Raw genomic sequence first — 16526 nt, forward strand, 5'->3', positions numbered from 1 at the left:
GGAATTGACCTATGGCAATAAATAGCAATCGTTTTCCTTCATTCTCACTTCACGTTTCGCCAGGAAGCGTCATCATCCGGCAAAAAAATACCCGGCAGCGCTAACGCTTACCGGGCATGTTTTACCTCTTTATAACGGATACTGTCAGGCTAACGCTTTAGTTATCTTCTCGTACAGATCGCCGGAAAGATTCTCCAGTCCTTTTAACTGCTCCAGCGCCGCGCGCATTTTCTCCTGACGCTTATCATCATAACGTTTCAGACGAATCAGCGGTTCAATGAGGCGAGATGCTACCTGCGGGTTACGGCTATTCAGATCGGTCAGCATCTCGACCAGGAACTGGTATCCGCTACCGTCTTGCGCATGGAACGCCGCCGGGTTGCTGCCAGCAAACGCGCCAATTAATGAACGGATGCGGTTCGGGTTGCTCATACTGAAAGAACGGTGTTTGAGCAGGCTGCGTACGGTTTCCAGTACATTTTCCGCCGGGCTTGTGGATTGCAGGATAAACCATTTATCCATTACCAGGCCGTCCTGATGCCACTTATCGTCATACTCCTGCATCAGCGTATCGCGGCACGGCAACTGCGCCGCCACTGCAGCAGACAGGGCCGCCAGCGCATCGGTCATATTATTGGCGTCGCGATACTGTTTGCTGACCAGCGTATTAGCCAGCTCCGTCTCGCCGAACGTCAGGAAGCGCAGGCAAGCATTGCGCAGCGTGCGCTTACCGATATCGCCGTGATCAACACGATACTCATCCAGATGATTGGCGTTATAGATAGCCAGGAACTCATCCGCCAGTTCTGCCGCCAGCGTACGCGTTAGCGCTTCACGAACTTGCGCAATGGCGATCGGGTCAATGACCTCAAACAGCTCCGCAATTTCATTGGCCGAAGGCAGCGTTAAAATTTCTGCGGCCAACGCCGGATCGATTTTCTCATCCAACAGTACTGCACGGAACGCATCAGCGACATGCACCGGAAGCGATAGCGGTTGCCCCTGCTGATGACGCGCCACATTCAGTTTAATGTATGTGGCCAGCAGGCTTTGCGCCGCATCCCAACGGGAGAAATCATTGCGCGCATGGCGCATCAGGAACGTCAACTGCTGATCGCTCCATTTATATTCCAGCTTCACCGGCGCTGAAAACTCGCACAGCAAGGCCGGAACAGGCTGGAAGTAGACATTATCGAAGGTAAATGTCTGCTCCGCCTGCGTGACGTTCAGCACGGCATTGACCGGGTGACCGCCTTTTTGCAACGGAATGACGTTGCCTTCGTTATCGTACAGTTCGATGGCGAATGGAATATGCAGCGGCTGCTTCTCCGCCTGATCCGCCGTCGCCGGAGTGCGCTGGCTGATGGTCAACGTGTACTGCTCGGTTTCCGGATTATAATCATCTTTTACCGTTACAATCGGCGTGCCGGACTGACTGTACCAGCGGCGGAAATGGGACAAATCGACATTAGAAGCATCTTCCATCGCCTGTACGAAGTCATCACACGTCGCGGCGCTGCCGTCATGGCGCTCAAAATAAAGCTGCATCCCCTTCTGGAAATTTTCCTCACCCAGCAACGTGTGGATCATGCGAATGACTTCCGCACCCTTTTCATAAACGGTGAGGGTGTAGAAGTTATTCATTTCGATTACTTTATCCGGGCGGATAGGATGCGCCATCGGGCTGGCGTCTTCCGCGAATTGTAAACCGCGCATGGTACGCACGTTACTGATGCGGTTCACCGCGCGTGACCCCAAATCAGAGCTAAACTCCTGATCGCGGAACACGGTGAGCCCCTCTTTCAGGCTCAACTGGAACCAGTCGCGGCAGGTGACGCGGTTGCCGGTCCAGTTGTGGAAATACTCATGGCCTATCACGCGCTCAATATCGAGATAATCTTTATCCGTCGCGGTATCGGTTCGCGCCAGCACGTATTTGGAGTTAAAGATATTGAGACCTTTATTCTCCATCGCGCCCATATTAAAGAAATCCACCGCGACAATCATATAGATGTCGAGGTCATATTCGAGCCCAAAACGCGTTTCATCCCATTTCATGGAATTTTTCAGCGAGGTCATTGCCCACGGCGCGCGATCCAGATTGCCACGGTCAACGTACAGTTCTAATGCGACTTCACGCCCGGAGCGGGTGGTAAAGGTATCGCGCAGCACGTCAAAATCACCGGCCACCAGCGCAAACAGATAACACGGTTTCGGGAACGGATCTTGCCACTGAACCCAGTGACGGCCATTCTCCAGTTCACCCTGCGCAACACGGTTGCCATTGGAAAGCAGGAACGGATATTTGCTTTTATCGGCAATAATTTTGGTGGTAAATCGCGCCAGTACGTCCGGGCGGTCAAGATACCAGGTAATATGGCGGAAGCCCTCCGCTTCACACTGGGTACAGAGCGCATCGCCGGACTGGTACAATCCTTCCAGCGCCGTATTCGCCGCCGGACTTATCTCGTTGACAATGCGTAACGTAAAACGCTCTGGCAGGTCGCTGATGATAAGCGCGCCCTCTTCTTCCTTATATGCTGTCCACGGCGCATCGTTGACGTGGATAGATACCAGCGTTAAATCTTCCCCATCAAGGCGAAGAGGCGCATCAGGCGCGCCATGACGAACAGCCTGGCTTATTGCGGTGACCACGGTTTTTTCGGCATCGAGGTCAAAGGTCAATTCAATATCAGTAATCTGGTAATCCGGCGCGCGATAGTCATGGCGGTATTTGGCTTGTGGCTGTTGTGTCATAAAAAACCTTTCGCATCTTTGTGTAGAGTGTCGACTCCAGTCTATTCCTGTTGCGCAAATCGCGCTACGCAGAATGTTCATCTTTTCAGGCACAAACGGCCTATTTGCTACATTTTTATAATATGTACTCATAGTTTTTAAAATCGATAAAGATCGTCCAGGAGCGCTTTAAACAAGGGATGAGCGAGATCGAGATAAAGCTTTATTAACGAACTTTAACGAACTTCACAGACCACTTTTGCCCCATCCATGCCCCACACATAATTTTAGTCAACGCCAGACCCCATCAGCCCTGCAGGGCAAATCGATAACAAACACGCCCGCAGTATGTTCCCCAAAATTTAAAAACAAGTGGTTCATGCCTTGACAGACAAAACCGCCAAAGCAAAATACTGTATATAAAAACAGTGGCTGGCGAAGCACGTATGTTCGTAGAACTGGTTTATGACAAGCGTAATGTTGAAGGACTCGAAGGGGCCAGCGAGATCATTCTGGCCGAACTGACGAAGCGGATGCACCAGATTTTCCCTGATGCCGAAGTGAGGGTGAAGCCGATGCAGGCAAACTGCTTGAATAGTGATACCAACAAAAGCGATCGCGAAAAGTTAAACAGGTGGCTTGGCTGGTTTCAGATTACGCGGGTAGGATCAGATCACTCCAAATACCGACGACATAGAATTAGGAATTCAGTGATGAATCAATGATGGCAATACACTGTTCAGAATGCCATCGCGTATATGCGAGCACAGTGCCCGTATTAGAGAACATCGGAGACGGGAAGTAAAGTATCGGGGTCTGGTAGACCAGGCTGATGCAACGAAGCCAGCCTGGCCAGTCATCTGTAATTGGTTGAGAGGGCGGAGTCCTGCGTACCATGAGTAAGATAATCGTCTAAAACCGTAAATTTTTAATGGAATAAGTCTTAATCTGTACAAAGGCATATTGCTTTTGATATATAAACCCCCTCAATATAGACGTGCATTTATATCAATGATTATTTAAAGGAGTAGTGAAGTATGTTCTTAACATTTCCTAATGTAGCAATAACTCGAGATAACAGGATAGACAAATTATCTGAAAATGATTTAGAACTCATTCGTGATACGGCTATACAAAATGGCGGAAGAAAGATACAGGTACAATTACGTGATTTATTATATGAAGTAAGTAATCGTGCTGTTGAAGGTGATAATAATACATTCAAAGTTAGTTTTTCTACTACAGACCGAGCCATGTTTAGGGAACGTCATATTGAATGGCAGGGAAACGCTATAAGGTTAGAACGACAATTAAATACTGGACTGAATGTGTCGCGTGGAAATTTTTTAAATATGTCGACCACATCATTTTCCAATAACAGTCAGGAGTTAGCAGCCCACAGTTCACCAGGAGCACCTGCTATTTTTGATACATCTAATAAACAACAATTAGTGGATAAGATTGATTTATGCAGTTTCTCACCAAATGTTGATGAACTTTCATGTACGGAAGACAACTTAACATGCCCGGTAATGTTAGTTGTTCCTGAAAAAGGCGTTTTTGTAAAAACTGGGCCAGAGTCAAACATATGCCAATTATTTGATGAAACAGCACTTATCCAACTTATTATTGACGGTGCCACACATCCTGTTAGTAGGGCTCCATTATCACTAGATATGATAATAAATAAAAATGAATGTTATTTTGACACTACCAAAGGTAATTTTATAATCCCATAATCCAAATATTACTAATACCTTTATATATAGAGCAACTCTATTAGAGTTAGGCTATTTTCTAATCACTCCGGCAGTCTATGTTTCGATGTTGATTGCTGGAGATTTACCTTCCCTATCATCACCTCCTGGCTTCACTTCATGATGCTTTCCGGAACCTTTCTGTACAGCGTCGACAGTCTCACATCATAAATAATCGCTACCTGCTGTCGCGGTACCCCTGCCCTCGCTGCGCCCATTGCTCCGGGGTGAGCTTTGGACGTCTGCCACCAATACGCCCCTGCTCCCTTGCCGCTGCCAGCCCGGCGCGGGTTCTTTCCACAATCAGTACCCTCTCCATGGTAAACCGGGTGGATACCTCAAATTCTGACTGGCCGGATAAGCCAGCCAGTCAGTAGTCGTTACCGTGACAATTTAATTATCCATATATCACAAAATCACTTGCTTACGCGGTAATTAATCCATTTGGTTAATAAAAAGTTATTTCGTTTACCAGCATATTTTATCCCATGGTAGTTCTGGGATTAATGTATCTGGCGGCCAGATTTTACACCACGGAAACGAAATACCTGGGAATCCTTTATTACCGCTTTCAGTGGCCATTGCAGATGAAGAAAATGTTATGACTGATATGGCAAAAACCAGCGCTAACAATACACTGTTAAGTTTATTCATAATATCACTCACATAATTGATAGCTATGCTTCATCCTTAACTTTTACCGCAATCCTTTTATCAGGATAAAGCAGAAAAGAAAGTTTTCCTTGAATATCTCTTGATTGTTAAGTAAATATTTAGTTTAAAAGTAAATAATAAGTACAGTAGTTTTTTCTTTTCTAAAGAAAATTTACTTATATCTTAGTGACTTCGTACAGATACCTGAACCGAATTAACACCTAAAAACTAGCAAGTCAGTAGTAGTCGTTATTGTGGTAATTCAGGCCACCTGATTTCCGTGAAGGTGGCTGAGTCTTTCACGCCGCTCAAATCCAGCGTTTTAAGCGCCCTGATATACGCCATCCATTTAGTCAGGCTGTCCTTATCGTCGTCACCGATTTCACCCAACGCCAGTTCGGTTCGCCAGTCGGCAATGGTGCTGTTAGCGGCATCCAGTAGTTTCTGTCGGGTGGTTTCGGCCTTAGCCTGATAGTCAACGGGAACAGCCAGAACAGTGCCGTTCGAATATTTCCAGTCGCCATAGATATTAAATCCGGCTGGTAGTTTATTGACCTCAACAACTGAAAAGCCAGCCGGATAGAGTCGCGACACATCTTCTGATACGGAACGGATTATATTTTCAGAATCAATGCACAACTTATATTTTTTCGTGAATTTACTCAGCGACTCATAAAAATCCTGACCATCTTCACTACGAAAATACAGAAAGCTGTTATCATAATCCGGGTCATCAGGAATGTATCTGGTTACGTTTTTTAATTCCATTATATTCACCTAAATTATCCATTAATTGTACGCCAGCCATTACCCACCCACATTTGTAGCGGTCTATACGCAAATGTCACACCGTATGCTGTTGTTGGGTCATGTCTGGCCTGTGTTAAAAAGCAACCAGCAGGCGCTTCTGCTGGTCCATATTCATCTACTTTGCCAGGCCATACAGGAGCACCGCGCTGGATATTTTGGACATAACGATTATCTGATTCGCCTTTTGTATATACGTTTCCTGATGTTAAATAACGGGCGTCGAAATTACCGTAATTATCCGGAATAACTTGTCCATTAACAACAAACTGAATACTGCCATCGGTATTACGCTGGCTGTATAAATGCCATCCCTGGTCGTCATCCAGCTCAATAACCGTTGGTCGATTTCCGTCACCCCACAAATGAAATTGAGCATTCAGCACGGAGTTATTTGAGCTAGTCATGGTCATTCGTTTGGCATCGCCTGCGCGAATGGCTCCCAGAACCTGCATTTCACCGGGAGCGACACGAACGGTGTGCTGGCTATTCGCAAACGTATCCAGTATCCCATCGCCGTTCTGTTTAAAACCAGTGTCATTATCACCAAGAACGATCGAATTGCCGCCCAGCGCATTATCAGTACCAATGCTTAGCGGACCGTTAAGACGCCCTCCGGTAATCGGCAATGCACCCACATCACTGGCTGACGGTTTATTTGCGGTGTTGTAGTCAATAACCCACGGGCGACTGGTATTCGGTACAGTTCCCCAGTCCTGGCGCTTTGCGTTCGCGCCAATATGGGCATAATAATGCTGAAACCAGACGTCTCCGATTTTCTCAACAAACAGATATCCATAGCTGTACAACTTGCTGCCACCCGGATAGGTGGGAAAATCAACGACCGTATCAGAATTCGACACCGCCACCTTCCACCATCCGGGTGCATTAGCTGATGCCATTGTGCCGTTATCGGTAATTTCTCCAACAGCATCGGCGGAAATGGCCCCCACATCTGACGCCCACAAAGTGATATCACCGGTCAGTGGTTTACTGTTAACCCGCCGTGTCGCCGGGACGGCATTTTTTGCCAGATTTATCGTTTCGCCTAAACCGAGGTATGTGAGAATATCCGCAATACTGGCTTTTCCGATGATGTCGCGCCCAACAGAAGTAAGATCTGTCTGTCCGGCTGTATCATTCCCCGTGAAATACGGAAGTTTATCTGCACCAGTAGCCAGACCAGCGAGCGCCGTCAGCGTGGCATCAAGAGTCTGAAAATCCTTACCGAACGCAGCGGACATTTTGGCGATAAAGCCGCTCAGGTCACCATCATCGAGTACATCCTTTCCGCTCTTACTGGCTGTGTACTGTGCCAGTGCTGCAGCGATGAAGCTCGCCTGACGCAGCGCTTTATTTACCTGTGCACTTGATGCCTTGCCCGCAGTAAAACCAGACAGGAGCGCCGGCAGCGCTTCCCAGTCAGGCTGTGATGTAACATTAGCACCCTTACCCGTCGCAAACGGTTTAAAATCATTTTTAGCCATCAGAGTAATGTCCCCCATGAACCGGCATCAAACCCGCTGATATATTCGTTATCCATATCAAACCCAAAAAACCTGTTTCCTTCAGAAGGCGTTTCCACCGAAGGTATTTCAATACTTCCGCCCCATACACCAGCGGCCTTTACCGTCAGATACCCTTGTCGTATCGCAGCAATAAGTTCGAGAGAGACCGATGAAATATCTGTTTCAGGAAAAACCCAGATACCTATGGTCATATCCTGGTTATCGACGATCTGCATCTTCAGACCGGACCCGTCCAGTGCGGCGTCAAGAATGGGAGGCAGGGAGTCGTTTCTTCCGTCCCAGTTGTTAATTGCTATCTTCGTTTTTAGAACGATGCGATAGGTTTCATCGCTCAGCGAGGTATAACCCGAATCCGGATCATATGGCCCCTGCCAGACGCCCTGGTCATATCCAAGTCCGTCAGTGTCCCAACTGAAATAGACACCGCTTATTGGCTGGCTTACAACACGGCTTAACCCTATCCACTGGCCGAGAATATCGAGTTGTATTCCTGTCGCATAATCAATATCAAAAGCGCTTATTAGCCCATTTATTGCGGCTGAGGTTTCAGCTAACGGCCTGGTCACTAAATCGATGTGTTCAACGAATTTAGGTTTTGTCGCATGATAGTTAGTAATTAAGTCCGTATATTTGCTCATGCTGCCACCGTAATAATGATATTTTCCGGCTTACAGGAGGCAGATTCGTCGTAAGCAATATTAATATTCGCCGCATCAACGGTTTCAGGAGATTTGCCGATCAGCAACTCCTGAATATCGTAATAGCGCGCATTACCACCACTGACGACCCCAAGGTTAGCAGGAGAATAAATCCGGCTCAGCAGTACCTGGTCACCAATCATCAGTCTGTTAATGTAATCCGCAACAGCCTGCTGAATCTGCACACCTATCTGAGAGGTGTACCCGGCAAAAACTTTTAAGGTGATTTTTCCGTAAACAGGGACATCAGTTGGTCGCGAAAAACTGATTATGTGAGGATTACCATATTTATCCGGTACGGTTACGGATGTTTTTCCCCAGGTCCGGACCCCCTGCCCTTTATTTCCCCGGATGGTCCTCGCTATTTCGGTTACATCGCCACCATCAACAATGGCCGAGATGGAATGCGGAGGAAGCCCGTTACCGTCAGTCTTTCCTGTATCATTTTCATAGAGCTTGTGGCGCGTCACACCAGCAATATTAGCGATCGCCCCGTCCACGCCTTCAAATGGTGTGATGGATGGTATCGCGACACTCTGCCCCTGCCTGATGCGCAGTTCTGCGTCCGTTTCTGCAGGTGCGCCAACGGTGGCCGCTGCCGGGTTGGTTACTGACGTCCAGCCACGGGTCGGTGTATTGATAGTGGTAATCGTCCCGGCAGGAGCTGCAACCGCTCCGCTTTTGGAACAAATTGCAGTTGCCGTCACGGTGCCATCAACACCAATCACCACTGAATCCGGAAGACGCCAGATCACGTTATTGGTGTCTTTCACGGTGCCGTTCGTAATGGTTGTTCCTGCGGTGCCAGTGAGCAGTAAATCCACGGTAGAGTTCGTTGCACCTTTGCGCGCGATACCGTTAATTTTTACGTTACTGGTCAGCGCTGCGCCGTAACCTGTAGCAGGTGAGAAGCAGTTATAGACGGAAATGGCTGTGTTATTGGCATCGTGAATAGCTAGCGCCACCAGCGCCACCATCTGGCCGTCTTTGCTGTCCGGCTCCAGATAAGCGTCACTACCATAAATCTGCTGGAAATAGCTCGTCAGGGTATCGAGTATCGTCTGGTAATCAGGCGCACTGATCCCCTCAGCGGTTACCGTTGCCGATAAGCCGAGTGTGTCCAAATTGAGGGCCATTTATGCCTCGCTGGTTACTGTCGTTGTTCCGTAGATAGTGTCGATTTCAGCGAAAAACTGGACGCGGCGCGTCGTCGTGTTCACTGTGGTATTGAAAGAGAGGATGGATTTCACGCCCCGCGTTTCGAGGATGCGCTTGCGGATCGCCAGATTGTAGGTTTCCGGCTTTTGCTTACCGAGCACAGACTGAATCCACGGTGTTCCCTCTGTCTTATCGAGGAACCACTGCCCGTACCACAATGCAAATCGTGTTTTTACCGCCTGCGCGACAGCTTCTGGCGAGTTAATCAGCCAGGTATCATCGCCACTACCAAAAGTGTAATCACCTTCGGTATCTTCGCGTCGGTATCGCATGTCTGACCTCCTTATTCACCACCATCGGACGGCACCAATCAGGCTCGAAAGCCCGAAAAGGAAAAATACAATCCATATAAGCAGGAATTTCCAGTTGGGTAATTTTTCGCCCATAACTCGCAACTCCATTATCAGTTTGCTAAAATCAATCACATGTTCTCCCTTGCCATCCTCAAGGTGTAGAAAGTAAAAAGCCCCGAAGTGTTAGCGCACCCGGGGCTTTTGTCTGGTTGGTAGTTTTTAATTCGGCGCGCCAGTATTCCCGCCACCCGTCTGAACGCCGCTATGAGTGTGCGTCATCAGGCTCTTACCGCCCGCCTTCACATCGTTTGTCACCGTGACAGGACCGAGCATCGTTGCGCTACCGCCGCCCTCACCCATCCCCTGCGACAGATTGCCGTTAATGGTTACGTCACCGTTTAGCGTAATGATGGGTGATGTGATCGTGGTTCCGCCTTCTGCAGTAGCCGTCAGCGCGCCGGGGGTTTTAACAGTAACGTTATGGCCTGCGGCCACTTCCACAAAAGCAGCCCCATCATCGGTACGCAATTGTGCGGCGCTGGTGCTGATTCCGCTTATTTTCTGCGCCTGCGACTGCGGCCCGACGATACAGAACGCATCCGATAAATCATGCACCCGATCGTCGACAGGCTCCTGTACCCCGCCGTTCTGCCACCAGAAATCGATGCAGCGATCGGCAAAAATCACCAGACACTCATCACCAGCTTTAACCGGGAACGTTAGCGTGCAGCCACCGCCGCGAGGAAATACCACCGGCACATCCACCAGCAGCGGTAATGTCGTCGACTGGCTAACGCCATTCGAATCCGGCTCATAGCCTTTGATAGCGGGTTGAACAACTGCGGTTACGGTGTCGGGATCAAATGACTGGACGATGCCAGGCATTGAAACTCGCAGTGCAGACATGACAGAACCAACAAGCCTTGTATCAGCCTGTTCTTTACTGCCGAGTTGAGAGGAAAGTGAAACTGGCATATTTTCTCCAGACATAAAAAAACCCGCTCATCGGCGGGCTTGGTATGGTAGTCATAGCTTATGCTGTTAACGAGTCGTCGGGGTTATTCATCATTCGGTCCACTAGAGCATCTATCTCTTCAGCATCTTGTAAGGCACTAATTGCCGTAATTCGATTAATTTTGCGTTCAAGTCTGTAATCAGCATTTACGCGCTGAGCATGTAACATCTTTAACTTAATGCCAATTTTACGGACTTTATCAACATCTACGCCGTTAACTTTAGCAGCCTCACCGTTACAAAAAGCTGTATAGAGTCGCATGTGAGAACCGCCAGGTAATCTCTCACCATCAGTATCATGGGTAGGCGTCAGATTGTTAGTGATTCTGAGGGCTGAATGATACATGCCGTAGTATGACCTGCTGATAGCATTACGTGTCCATTGCTCACCATTGTGCTGCAATGATTCTCTGGCTAATTCGAGAAAACAATTATGCATAACAGGCATTAGAAGTCTCCTGCCTGGAAACAACCAACACACTCTGAATTTTCCAAACCAGCAGCGATGAGTTCATTGGCAAGGTCGTTATTCACTTTTGACAAAAGTGCTGGGTCGTCAGTTTTAATTTCTACGAAAAATGTGTTCAGCTCATTCATGACATAAAAAGCATGCGCACCAGCCAGACGTAAACGATACTTTTCAGCAATAGTCATCATCAATTGGCCGATCGCCTTAAGGTCATGAGAATGATTCTCATGATCGATAAGATAATCAAGCGACTCATTACACTTGAGCAAATCGTCTGCCTTAGCAACTTCCATCGCATTAAGCATAGGCATTACCTTTTTCAGCAAATCTAAATCCACCCAATACGCAGCATTTATAGCCACTTCAGAAAGAATTCGAGGATTACGCGAGTTGATCGCTCTCTTAATAATCTCGTATTGCTTAACGTGATACCCCTTGTTTCTCAACGCAATCGTATAGTTACAAAACGAAACAGAATCGTCCGGGGCTATCGCCAATGACTTTTCACAAAGGGCACATCCCTCTTCAACTTCGCCTAAAACAAGCTTAGCTAATCCCTCGATAGAAAGCCCTTGATAATATTCAGGAACATTCCTGGCGTCACGAATGACGGCATGAATTTCAAACTCACTGAGTAGGTTTTCTCCCTGAGTGAGTGAGGGACCAAGGATCTCTAAAAGCTCTCCGGATTTAGGCTGCGCTAAACTCATTTAGTTGTAATTCCTGACTGGGTGACATCAAAGTTGATGGCAAAACGCCTTCAAAAGTATCTGCAGTGTAATGGGTAAAGTTGGAAAACGACAGCACGATGCGCACATTTTGCTGATTTTCAGAAAGTTTGGTTAGCTAGAAATGTCAATCGATTTAGTTTCACCGAGGCACCTTCTTACAAGGAAAAGCGCGTTCACTTCACCTTCCGGCAGTCATACGTCCAGAACTCTCGCGGCTCGTCCATATTTTTGCGGATAACTTCAACATTGAGGATCGGCTTGCCATTTCTGGCCACAAAGTCCATCCCTAACCAACGTCCATTACCCGGAACCATCCATTGGATGTTCACATTGTCATAATCCCCTTTTTGTTTGAGAAAGGTGATTTTCTGTGTCTCCGGTTTCTGTCCATTAATCCTTGCAAGTCCGTCTTGCGCTTTCCAGTTGATCGTGAATGGTCCGCACCCGGTATCAGCAAAGGAAGTGAAGGAGATACAGACAAGTAAAGCTGCCAACAATAGTCTTTTCATGTGTATTTCGCCGCATCAATCCCTTTCGAGTTAAGCAATTCTTTGCCATCTTTAGCCAGGCAAAGCAGGTCCATATACCACGCCTGCCCGCGAGTGTCGCCAGTATAATCGATGCTGCCCACAATGTAATCACCGTCAGTATTAATGCTGGCAGGCTGTGACATGCCGGGCAGGCCGTTAACGTAGAGATTACCGTCGCTTTCCGATTCATCCAGCCGTGCTGGAGATTGCGCTATCTGGTCATTACTCAAAGAGGTCCGGTAGACAGATGCCTGATCCAGACGAATAAGCCCACCCAGCTTAATGTTTGGATTAATCAGGCACCTGACGTTTACGCCTGCACCCATTGTTTGCTGAGGCCTACCGATTAGCCCTGTATTGGCATTCAGCACCGTAGCGACACCGATATAGTTATCTTCCGGCACAATGTTGACCTGATTGTTCTCATACCACCAGTAAGCGTTACACTGTCCGGCGATATGATTCATCAGCCTGGCTGTGCTCTGATAGACAACCCGCCCACGGGGGAAGACCGTCTCAGGCATGTCAGGAACTGCACCTGACTCGATACCATAAGGCCCGAATGATTTCATGCCCAGGCTGAAAAGATCACTGTACTTCCAGCCGGCAGCCACTGTGGTTTTCACACTGGCGTTCAGGTGGCCTTCCCAACTGTCGATACACTGCAACATGATCCAACTGTCTGTCGCATTATCTTTCCCGGTGACAGTAAAACGGATATCTCCGTTGAATATCATACCAACGTTTTCATCGGGATAATTACCCGTTGCATCCGGTTGTCCCTTATATCCGGCTATAACCTGTATACGCGAGAATTCCTTCTGCATAATCCGGTTCTGAGTGGTAGGGGACAGGTTATAAACCTTAAAATTTCCAACGAATCCATTAAATATGGTCGCAGGCATTTTCTGAATATTGAAAGTGACTTTAAGCTCAGAAATTTTTATCCCGTCGCCCTTATCGTCAACCAGCAATAATTCAAAGTGACGCATCCAGTTTTTTGACATTGTTACTCCGTGAAGACATAGAGGTGTGAGAACGTTCCGAGATCGAATTGCGTCGGGTTTTCCTGTCCTGCCACGTCGCAGAGTACCACCAGCGAAAACCCGAGATTCATATATCGATACTGCGCCAGCAGGTCAGCCCCCGTAATCATCGGCATACCTGAGATAATGGCGGAACCATTGCTGTCAGCAAGATCCAGAACCCAGTACTCTCCGCGCCAGATGACAGACAGGTGATAAACCGTACCGTTAATTGTGGTGGCAAAAGTCTGATTATCAGCGACCAGTGGGATTTCTACGGCCTCCATGAATCACCTTCCCAGAAATAAATTGCTCAGATACCCATCGACAGTGGTGACACCTTTTTGCGCCATCTGTGGCAGCGATTTCAGAATGGAATTATTCGGCGGTACCGTTGTTTTGGTACCTGTATTCTGTACAGCAGACGTCCCTACTCCCTCGGTCATATTGTTTTTCGAGGCAACCCTGATTGACTGCGTGGAGGTAATAATCACCTCCCTGAGGGTAAGGGTCGCCAGAAGCACATTCTCACTGCTCTTGTCAGTCGTCACCTCCAGCGTTTTTATCAACATATTGTTGTAAATACGCTTGCCGGTTGTCACATCGAAAGGAATACGATCCCGCTGCAGGTTAAGCAGCTCCTGATACAGTTCTTTCGGGCTCAGCCCCAGTGAAAGACCAATAGCGGAAGTATCAGCAAAATCAAGCAGCGATCCGCCTCCGGAAAATCCGGTTTCCATCACAACTTCTGAAGGGCGCCTGAATGCGTGTTCTGATATGTAACCAGCGCCCTCACCACTGGCACCAGCATTCGTGGGTTGTTCAACCGGATGTTCCGTAATTTCCAGAGCGTCAGTATGCTTTTCGGTAATAACCACATCAGGAATAATTATTCCTATCGAGCGGGTTCGCTGCTGCAGCAAAACAGATAAAAAATCCATTACGCAGGTCCTTTCAATTGCTGTACCGCCCTGGCATTGACAGCACCCTGCTTGTCAGCGATCAGATTAGCCGCTTCCTGAGGATTGTTCACGCCGTGGACATTTATAACAGTCTGCTGGTTAAGGCTACCACCAGCGGCCTGATACGCCAGCGGGCTGTTCCAGTTTGAATACCCTTCTTTGCGCGCCATCGACTGCATCAGCGCGGCCATAGTTTCCGGGTTGGCGAGGTTCAACACAGTGTTCGGTGAAACGCCCATCCATTTTGCAACATCCTGCGCATACTTTTTCGGGTCGTTGTTGTCACCAGCCGGCGCCCAGGTACTGACAATATCCTGAATGGTCTGTAATGCCCGCCCGGTTGTTTTCCCTGTAAAGTAGCGCATAAGCTGGTTTTTCATCGCCTCCCAGCCCTGAAGGGCGGACTCGAAGAACCGGAAGCCGTTACCGCCCACCGGGCGAATGTTACCCGGATTGTTGTTCCTGTCGGCTAAAGTGCGCTTTGCGGATTGTGCATGTTGTACAGGTTCTGCTCCAGGAATATCCGGCTGAATATTAGCGCCTTTGACGGTGTGGGGATTGCGGCCAAAATCGGTATCAATCCCCAGTGCACGCATTCCATCGCCAATGTTTTGTTTGGCATAATCGATAGACGACTGCGCACTGGCGACGATATTCTCCCGATCGTCATACAGGTAAGCCGCGTAGGCCATCCAGCCTTTTAACCACGGCGGCATCGGTATACCTGCCAGTCTGGCAAATGCGCCCGTTACCTTGCTAATCCACGCACCGGCGATAAAGGTCGCCAGCAGCTCCAGTGACGTTTTCCAGCCGCCAATAGAGTCCTTAAGTTCGAGCAGGTGATCACGGAGCCAGACCATCGCATCCTTCGCTTTGTCTATCGCTGGCTGCCATTTTTCCCAGTCAATAAGACTGTTACCGCCTTCTTTCCATGTTTTGTAGTCTTCCCACAAGAGACCGAACGCCACGATCAGACCAGTAATCAGCCCTACAGGCGACATCCAGAAAGTAGAGTTAAGTATCCGCATGGCGACAACCAGACCACCGATAACCTCTATCAGGGTTTTCGTTTCTTTATCCAGTTTTCCCCACCAGTCGATAATATCCCCTACACCTTCAACAATTCGAAACGCCACGCGACCGATGATATCCCCGAGCGTCAGAATACCTTTTATGGCTTTCGTCAGGGTCTGCTCGATGCGCGGGAAGTTATCCAGGATGTGGCGGCGCAGCGTGTCCAGCGAACCCGCCAGACCACCAGCAAGATTAGAGCCGATCTTGTCACGGGCCAAGCCTGCCATCGCGCCGAACTCGCGCAGGGAGGTCATGAACCTGTTGGAGCTTTTGGCCGCCTCGTCAGCATTGAAACCGATGGCCTTTGCCATCGCGCTGTACTGGCCGGAGAATCCCCCTAAACCCCGGCGCATCGCCATAAGGGTATTTTCATCAATGCCCAGCATCTGCGCATACTGGTTAGCCCGGTAATACGGCATGCTGCTGAGCTCCTGGCCGACGCCCGTAAAAATGGCGGCCATATCGCGCATATTCCCGCTGGCGTCCCGGGTCTGTACGCCCAGGCGGTTCAGAAAGCCTTCCGCGCCGGGATTATTACGCACAAACCGGGAGAGGCTTTCCAGCGAAGTCCGCGCCGCGTCCACACTACCGCCCACCTGCGAAACTGCGTAGCCAATCGACTGAATCCCCTGAACCGTCGCGCCGGTGCGTTGAGATGCCCAGTAGAGATTATCCAGACCGGAGGCAATTTTCGCCGTAAACGCAACAACGGACAGCGCCGCACCTTCCACCGCCAGCCCTGTTTTTATGGCATTTGCGGTGACGCCAGCAAGAACAGATTCAAATTTCTCGTATCCGGCTTCATCAATGCCAAATCCAAGGGAGACGAGAAAATCTTTAATAGTCTCAGCGTTCATTAACCTCTCTCCATTTATCTACCCGAGCATCGTTATCCTCGCGCATGTCGAGGTAGTCATTGAGAAGCGCGATGCGGCAGAGATCTACCGCGCCGCTGTTAAGGTCTTTCTGGTCAATATGGAAGGCGAGAACCGGGCGAAGAATAAAATCTTCACCGCCCGGCAGGCTGTT

At 48.7% G+C, this 16526-nt stretch carries 16 protein-coding genes and 2 pseudogenes; 2 read left to right on the forward strand and 16 right to left on the reverse strand.

Translation table 11 applies throughout. The features are described from left to right. Positions 1-144: 144 nt before the first annotated feature. A complete protein-coding gene (pepN, locus tag AAYN39_RS09220; protein ID WP_000193884.1) occupies positions 145-2757 on the reverse strand; it encodes an aminopeptidase N in 2613 nt (870 codons plus the stop codon). Positions 2758-3182: 425 nt separating this feature from the next. Here pepN and AAYN39_RS09225 point away from each other — a divergent pair. Continuing rightward, a pseudogene (locus tag AAYN39_RS09225) lies at positions 3183-3371 on the forward strand (DinI-like family protein); the annotation flags it as partial. 402 nt (positions 3372-3773) lie between these two features. Beyond that, a complete protein-coding gene (locus AAYN39_RS09230; protein WP_000480169.1) occupies positions 3774-4475 on the forward strand; it encodes a DUF1076 domain-containing protein in 702 nt (233 codons plus the stop codon). Between the two features lie 131 nt (positions 4476-4606). Here AAYN39_RS09230 and AAYN39_RS09235 read toward each other — a convergent pair. The 15 genes and pseudogenes from AAYN39_RS09235 to AAYN39_RS09305 all read right to left on the reverse strand — a co-directional run. Then, positions 4607-4812: pseudogene (locus AAYN39_RS09235) on the reverse strand (helix-turn-helix domain-containing protein); the annotation flags it as partial. Positions 4813-5396: 584 nt separating this feature from the next. Continuing rightward, entirely contained in the window at positions 5397-5915 is a 519-nt protein-coding gene (locus AAYN39_RS09240; RefSeq protein ID WP_000421106.1) for a tail fiber assembly protein, read from the reverse strand. Between the two features lie 14 nt (positions 5916-5929). Beyond that, the gene (locus AAYN39_RS09245; protein ID WP_001681975.1) at positions 5930-7441 is read right to left on the reverse strand and encodes a hypothetical protein; all 1512 of its coding nucleotides are present in this window, start codon (positions 7439-7441) and stop codon (positions 5930-5932) included. Continuing rightward, complete coding sequence (locus AAYN39_RS09250; RefSeq protein ID WP_000049938.1) at positions 7441-8121, reverse strand: DUF2612 domain-containing protein; 681 nt, start codon at positions 8119-8121, stop codon at positions 7441-7443. Before AAYN39_RS09250 ends, AAYN39_RS09245 begins: the two co-directional genes overlap by 1 nt. After that, the gene (locus AAYN39_RS09255) at positions 8118-9317 is read right to left on the reverse strand and encodes a baseplate J/gp47 family protein (RefSeq protein WP_001197092.1); all 1200 of its coding nucleotides are present in this window, start codon (positions 9315-9317) and stop codon (positions 8118-8120) included. The genes AAYN39_RS09250 and AAYN39_RS09255 overlap by 4 nt, the downstream gene beginning before the upstream one ends. Next, positions 9318-9671 carry a hypothetical protein gene (locus AAYN39_RS09260; protein WP_001270647.1) on the reverse strand — a complete coding sequence of 118 codons (354 nt, stop codon included), beginning with the start codon at positions 9669-9671 and terminating at the stop codon, positions 9318-9320. Between the two features lie 240 nt (positions 9672-9911). Further along, complete coding sequence (locus tag AAYN39_RS09265; protein ID WP_001685627.1) at positions 9912-10667, reverse strand: Gp138 family membrane-puncturing spike protein; 756 nt, start codon at positions 10665-10667, stop codon at positions 9912-9914. A 58-nt stretch (positions 10668-10725) separates the two neighbouring features. Further along, positions 10726-11154 carry a hypothetical protein gene (locus tag AAYN39_RS09270; RefSeq protein WP_001144794.1) on the reverse strand — a complete coding sequence of 143 codons (429 nt, stop codon included), beginning with the start codon at positions 11152-11154 and terminating at the stop codon, positions 10726-10728. Next, on the reverse strand, positions 11154-11885 hold the full coding sequence (locus tag AAYN39_RS09275; RefSeq protein ID WP_000050472.1) for a hypothetical protein: 732 nt from the start codon (positions 11883-11885) through the stop codon (positions 11154-11156). The genes AAYN39_RS09270 and AAYN39_RS09275 overlap by 1 nt, the downstream gene beginning before the upstream one ends. Positions 11886-12079: 194 nt before the next feature. Then, the gene (locus AAYN39_RS09280) at positions 12080-12415 is read right to left on the reverse strand and encodes a hypothetical protein (protein WP_000826019.1); all 336 of its coding nucleotides are present in this window, start codon (positions 12413-12415) and stop codon (positions 12080-12082) included. Then, positions 12412-13443, reverse strand: a complete 1032-nt coding sequence (locus tag AAYN39_RS09285) for a hypothetical protein (protein ID WP_000042301.1) — start codon at positions 13441-13443, stop codon at positions 12412-12414. The genes AAYN39_RS09280 and AAYN39_RS09285 overlap by 4 nt, the downstream gene beginning before the upstream one ends. Before the next feature lie 2 nt (positions 13444-13445). Continuing rightward, complete coding sequence (locus tag AAYN39_RS09290; RefSeq protein WP_000388505.1) at positions 13446-13748, reverse strand: hypothetical protein; 303 nt, start codon at positions 13746-13748, stop codon at positions 13446-13448. Between the two features lie 3 nt (positions 13749-13751). After that, positions 13752-14402 carry a phage baseplate protein gene (locus tag AAYN39_RS09295; RefSeq protein ID WP_000346974.1) on the reverse strand — a complete coding sequence of 217 codons (651 nt, stop codon included), beginning with the start codon at positions 14400-14402 and terminating at the stop codon, positions 13752-13754. Beyond that, complete coding sequence (locus AAYN39_RS09300; protein ID WP_000990867.1) at positions 14402-16354, reverse strand: hypothetical protein; 1953 nt, start codon at positions 16352-16354, stop codon at positions 14402-14404. The genes AAYN39_RS09295 and AAYN39_RS09300 overlap by 1 nt, the downstream gene beginning before the upstream one ends. Further along, a complete protein-coding gene (locus AAYN39_RS09305) occupies positions 16344-16520 on the reverse strand; it encodes a hypothetical protein (RefSeq protein WP_024131185.1) in 177 nt (58 codons plus the stop codon). Before AAYN39_RS09305 ends, AAYN39_RS09300 begins: the two co-directional genes overlap by 11 nt. Positions 16521-16526 lie beyond the last annotated feature (6 nt).

The organism is Salmonella sp. K21076, assembly GCF_039650795.1.
In the GTDB taxonomy this organism is placed as follows: Bacteria; Pseudomonadota; Gammaproteobacteria; order Enterobacterales; family Enterobacteriaceae; genus Salmonella; species Salmonella enterica.

Excerpts from the sequence above, each read along its gene's own strand:
- pepN (WP_000193884.1), bottom strand. The coding sequence starts at position 2,757 with ATGACACAACAGCCACAAGCCAAATACCGCCATGACTATCGCGCGCCG.
- AAYN39_RS09230 (WP_000480169.1), top strand. The coding sequence starts at position 3,774 with ATGTTCTTAACATTTCCTAATGTAGCAATAACTCGAGATAACAGGATA.
- AAYN39_RS09240 (WP_000421106.1), bottom strand. The coding sequence starts at position 5,915 with ATGGAATTAAAAAACGTAACCAGATACATTCCTGATGACCCGGATTAT.
- AAYN39_RS09245 (WP_001681975.1), bottom strand. The coding sequence starts at position 7,441 with ATGGCTAAAAATGATTTTAAACCGTTTGCGACGGGTAAGGGTGCTAAT.
- AAYN39_RS09250 (WP_000049938.1), bottom strand. The coding sequence starts at position 8,121 with ATGAGCAAATATACGGACTTAATTACTAACTATCATGCGACAAAACCT.
- AAYN39_RS09255 (WP_001197092.1), bottom strand. The coding sequence starts at position 9,317 with ATGGCCCTCAATTTGGACACACTCGGCTTATCGGCAACGGTAACCGCT.
- AAYN39_RS09260 (WP_001270647.1), bottom strand. The coding sequence starts at position 9,671 with ATGCGATACCGACGCGAAGATACCGAAGGTGATTACACTTTTGGTAGT.
- AAYN39_RS09265 (WP_001685627.1), bottom strand. The coding sequence starts at position 10,667 with ATGCCAGTTTCACTTTCCTCTCAACTCGGCAGTAAAGAACAGGCTGAT.
- AAYN39_RS09270 (WP_001144794.1), bottom strand. The coding sequence starts at position 11,154 with ATGCCTGTTATGCATAATTGTTTTCTCGAATTAGCCAGAGAATCATTG.
- AAYN39_RS09275 (WP_000050472.1), bottom strand. The coding sequence starts at position 11,885 with ATGAGTTTAGCGCAGCCTAAATCCGGAGAGCTTTTAGAGATCCTTGGT.
- AAYN39_RS09280 (WP_000826019.1), bottom strand. The coding sequence starts at position 12,415 with ATGAAAAGACTATTGTTGGCAGCTTTACTTGTCTGTATCTCCTTCACT.
- AAYN39_RS09285 (WP_000042301.1), bottom strand. The coding sequence starts at position 13,443 with ATGTCAAAAAACTGGATGCGTCACTTTGAATTATTGCTGGTTGACGAT.
- AAYN39_RS09290 (WP_000388505.1), bottom strand. The coding sequence starts at position 13,748 with ATGGAGGCCGTAGAAATCCCACTGGTCGCTGATAATCAGACTTTTGCC.
- AAYN39_RS09295 (WP_000346974.1), bottom strand. The coding sequence starts at position 14,402 with ATGGATTTTTTATCTGTTTTGCTGCAGCAGCGAACCCGCTCGATAGGA.
- AAYN39_RS09300 (WP_000990867.1), bottom strand. The coding sequence starts at position 16,354 with ATGAACGCTGAGACTATTAAAGATTTTCTCGTCTCCCTTGGATTTGGC.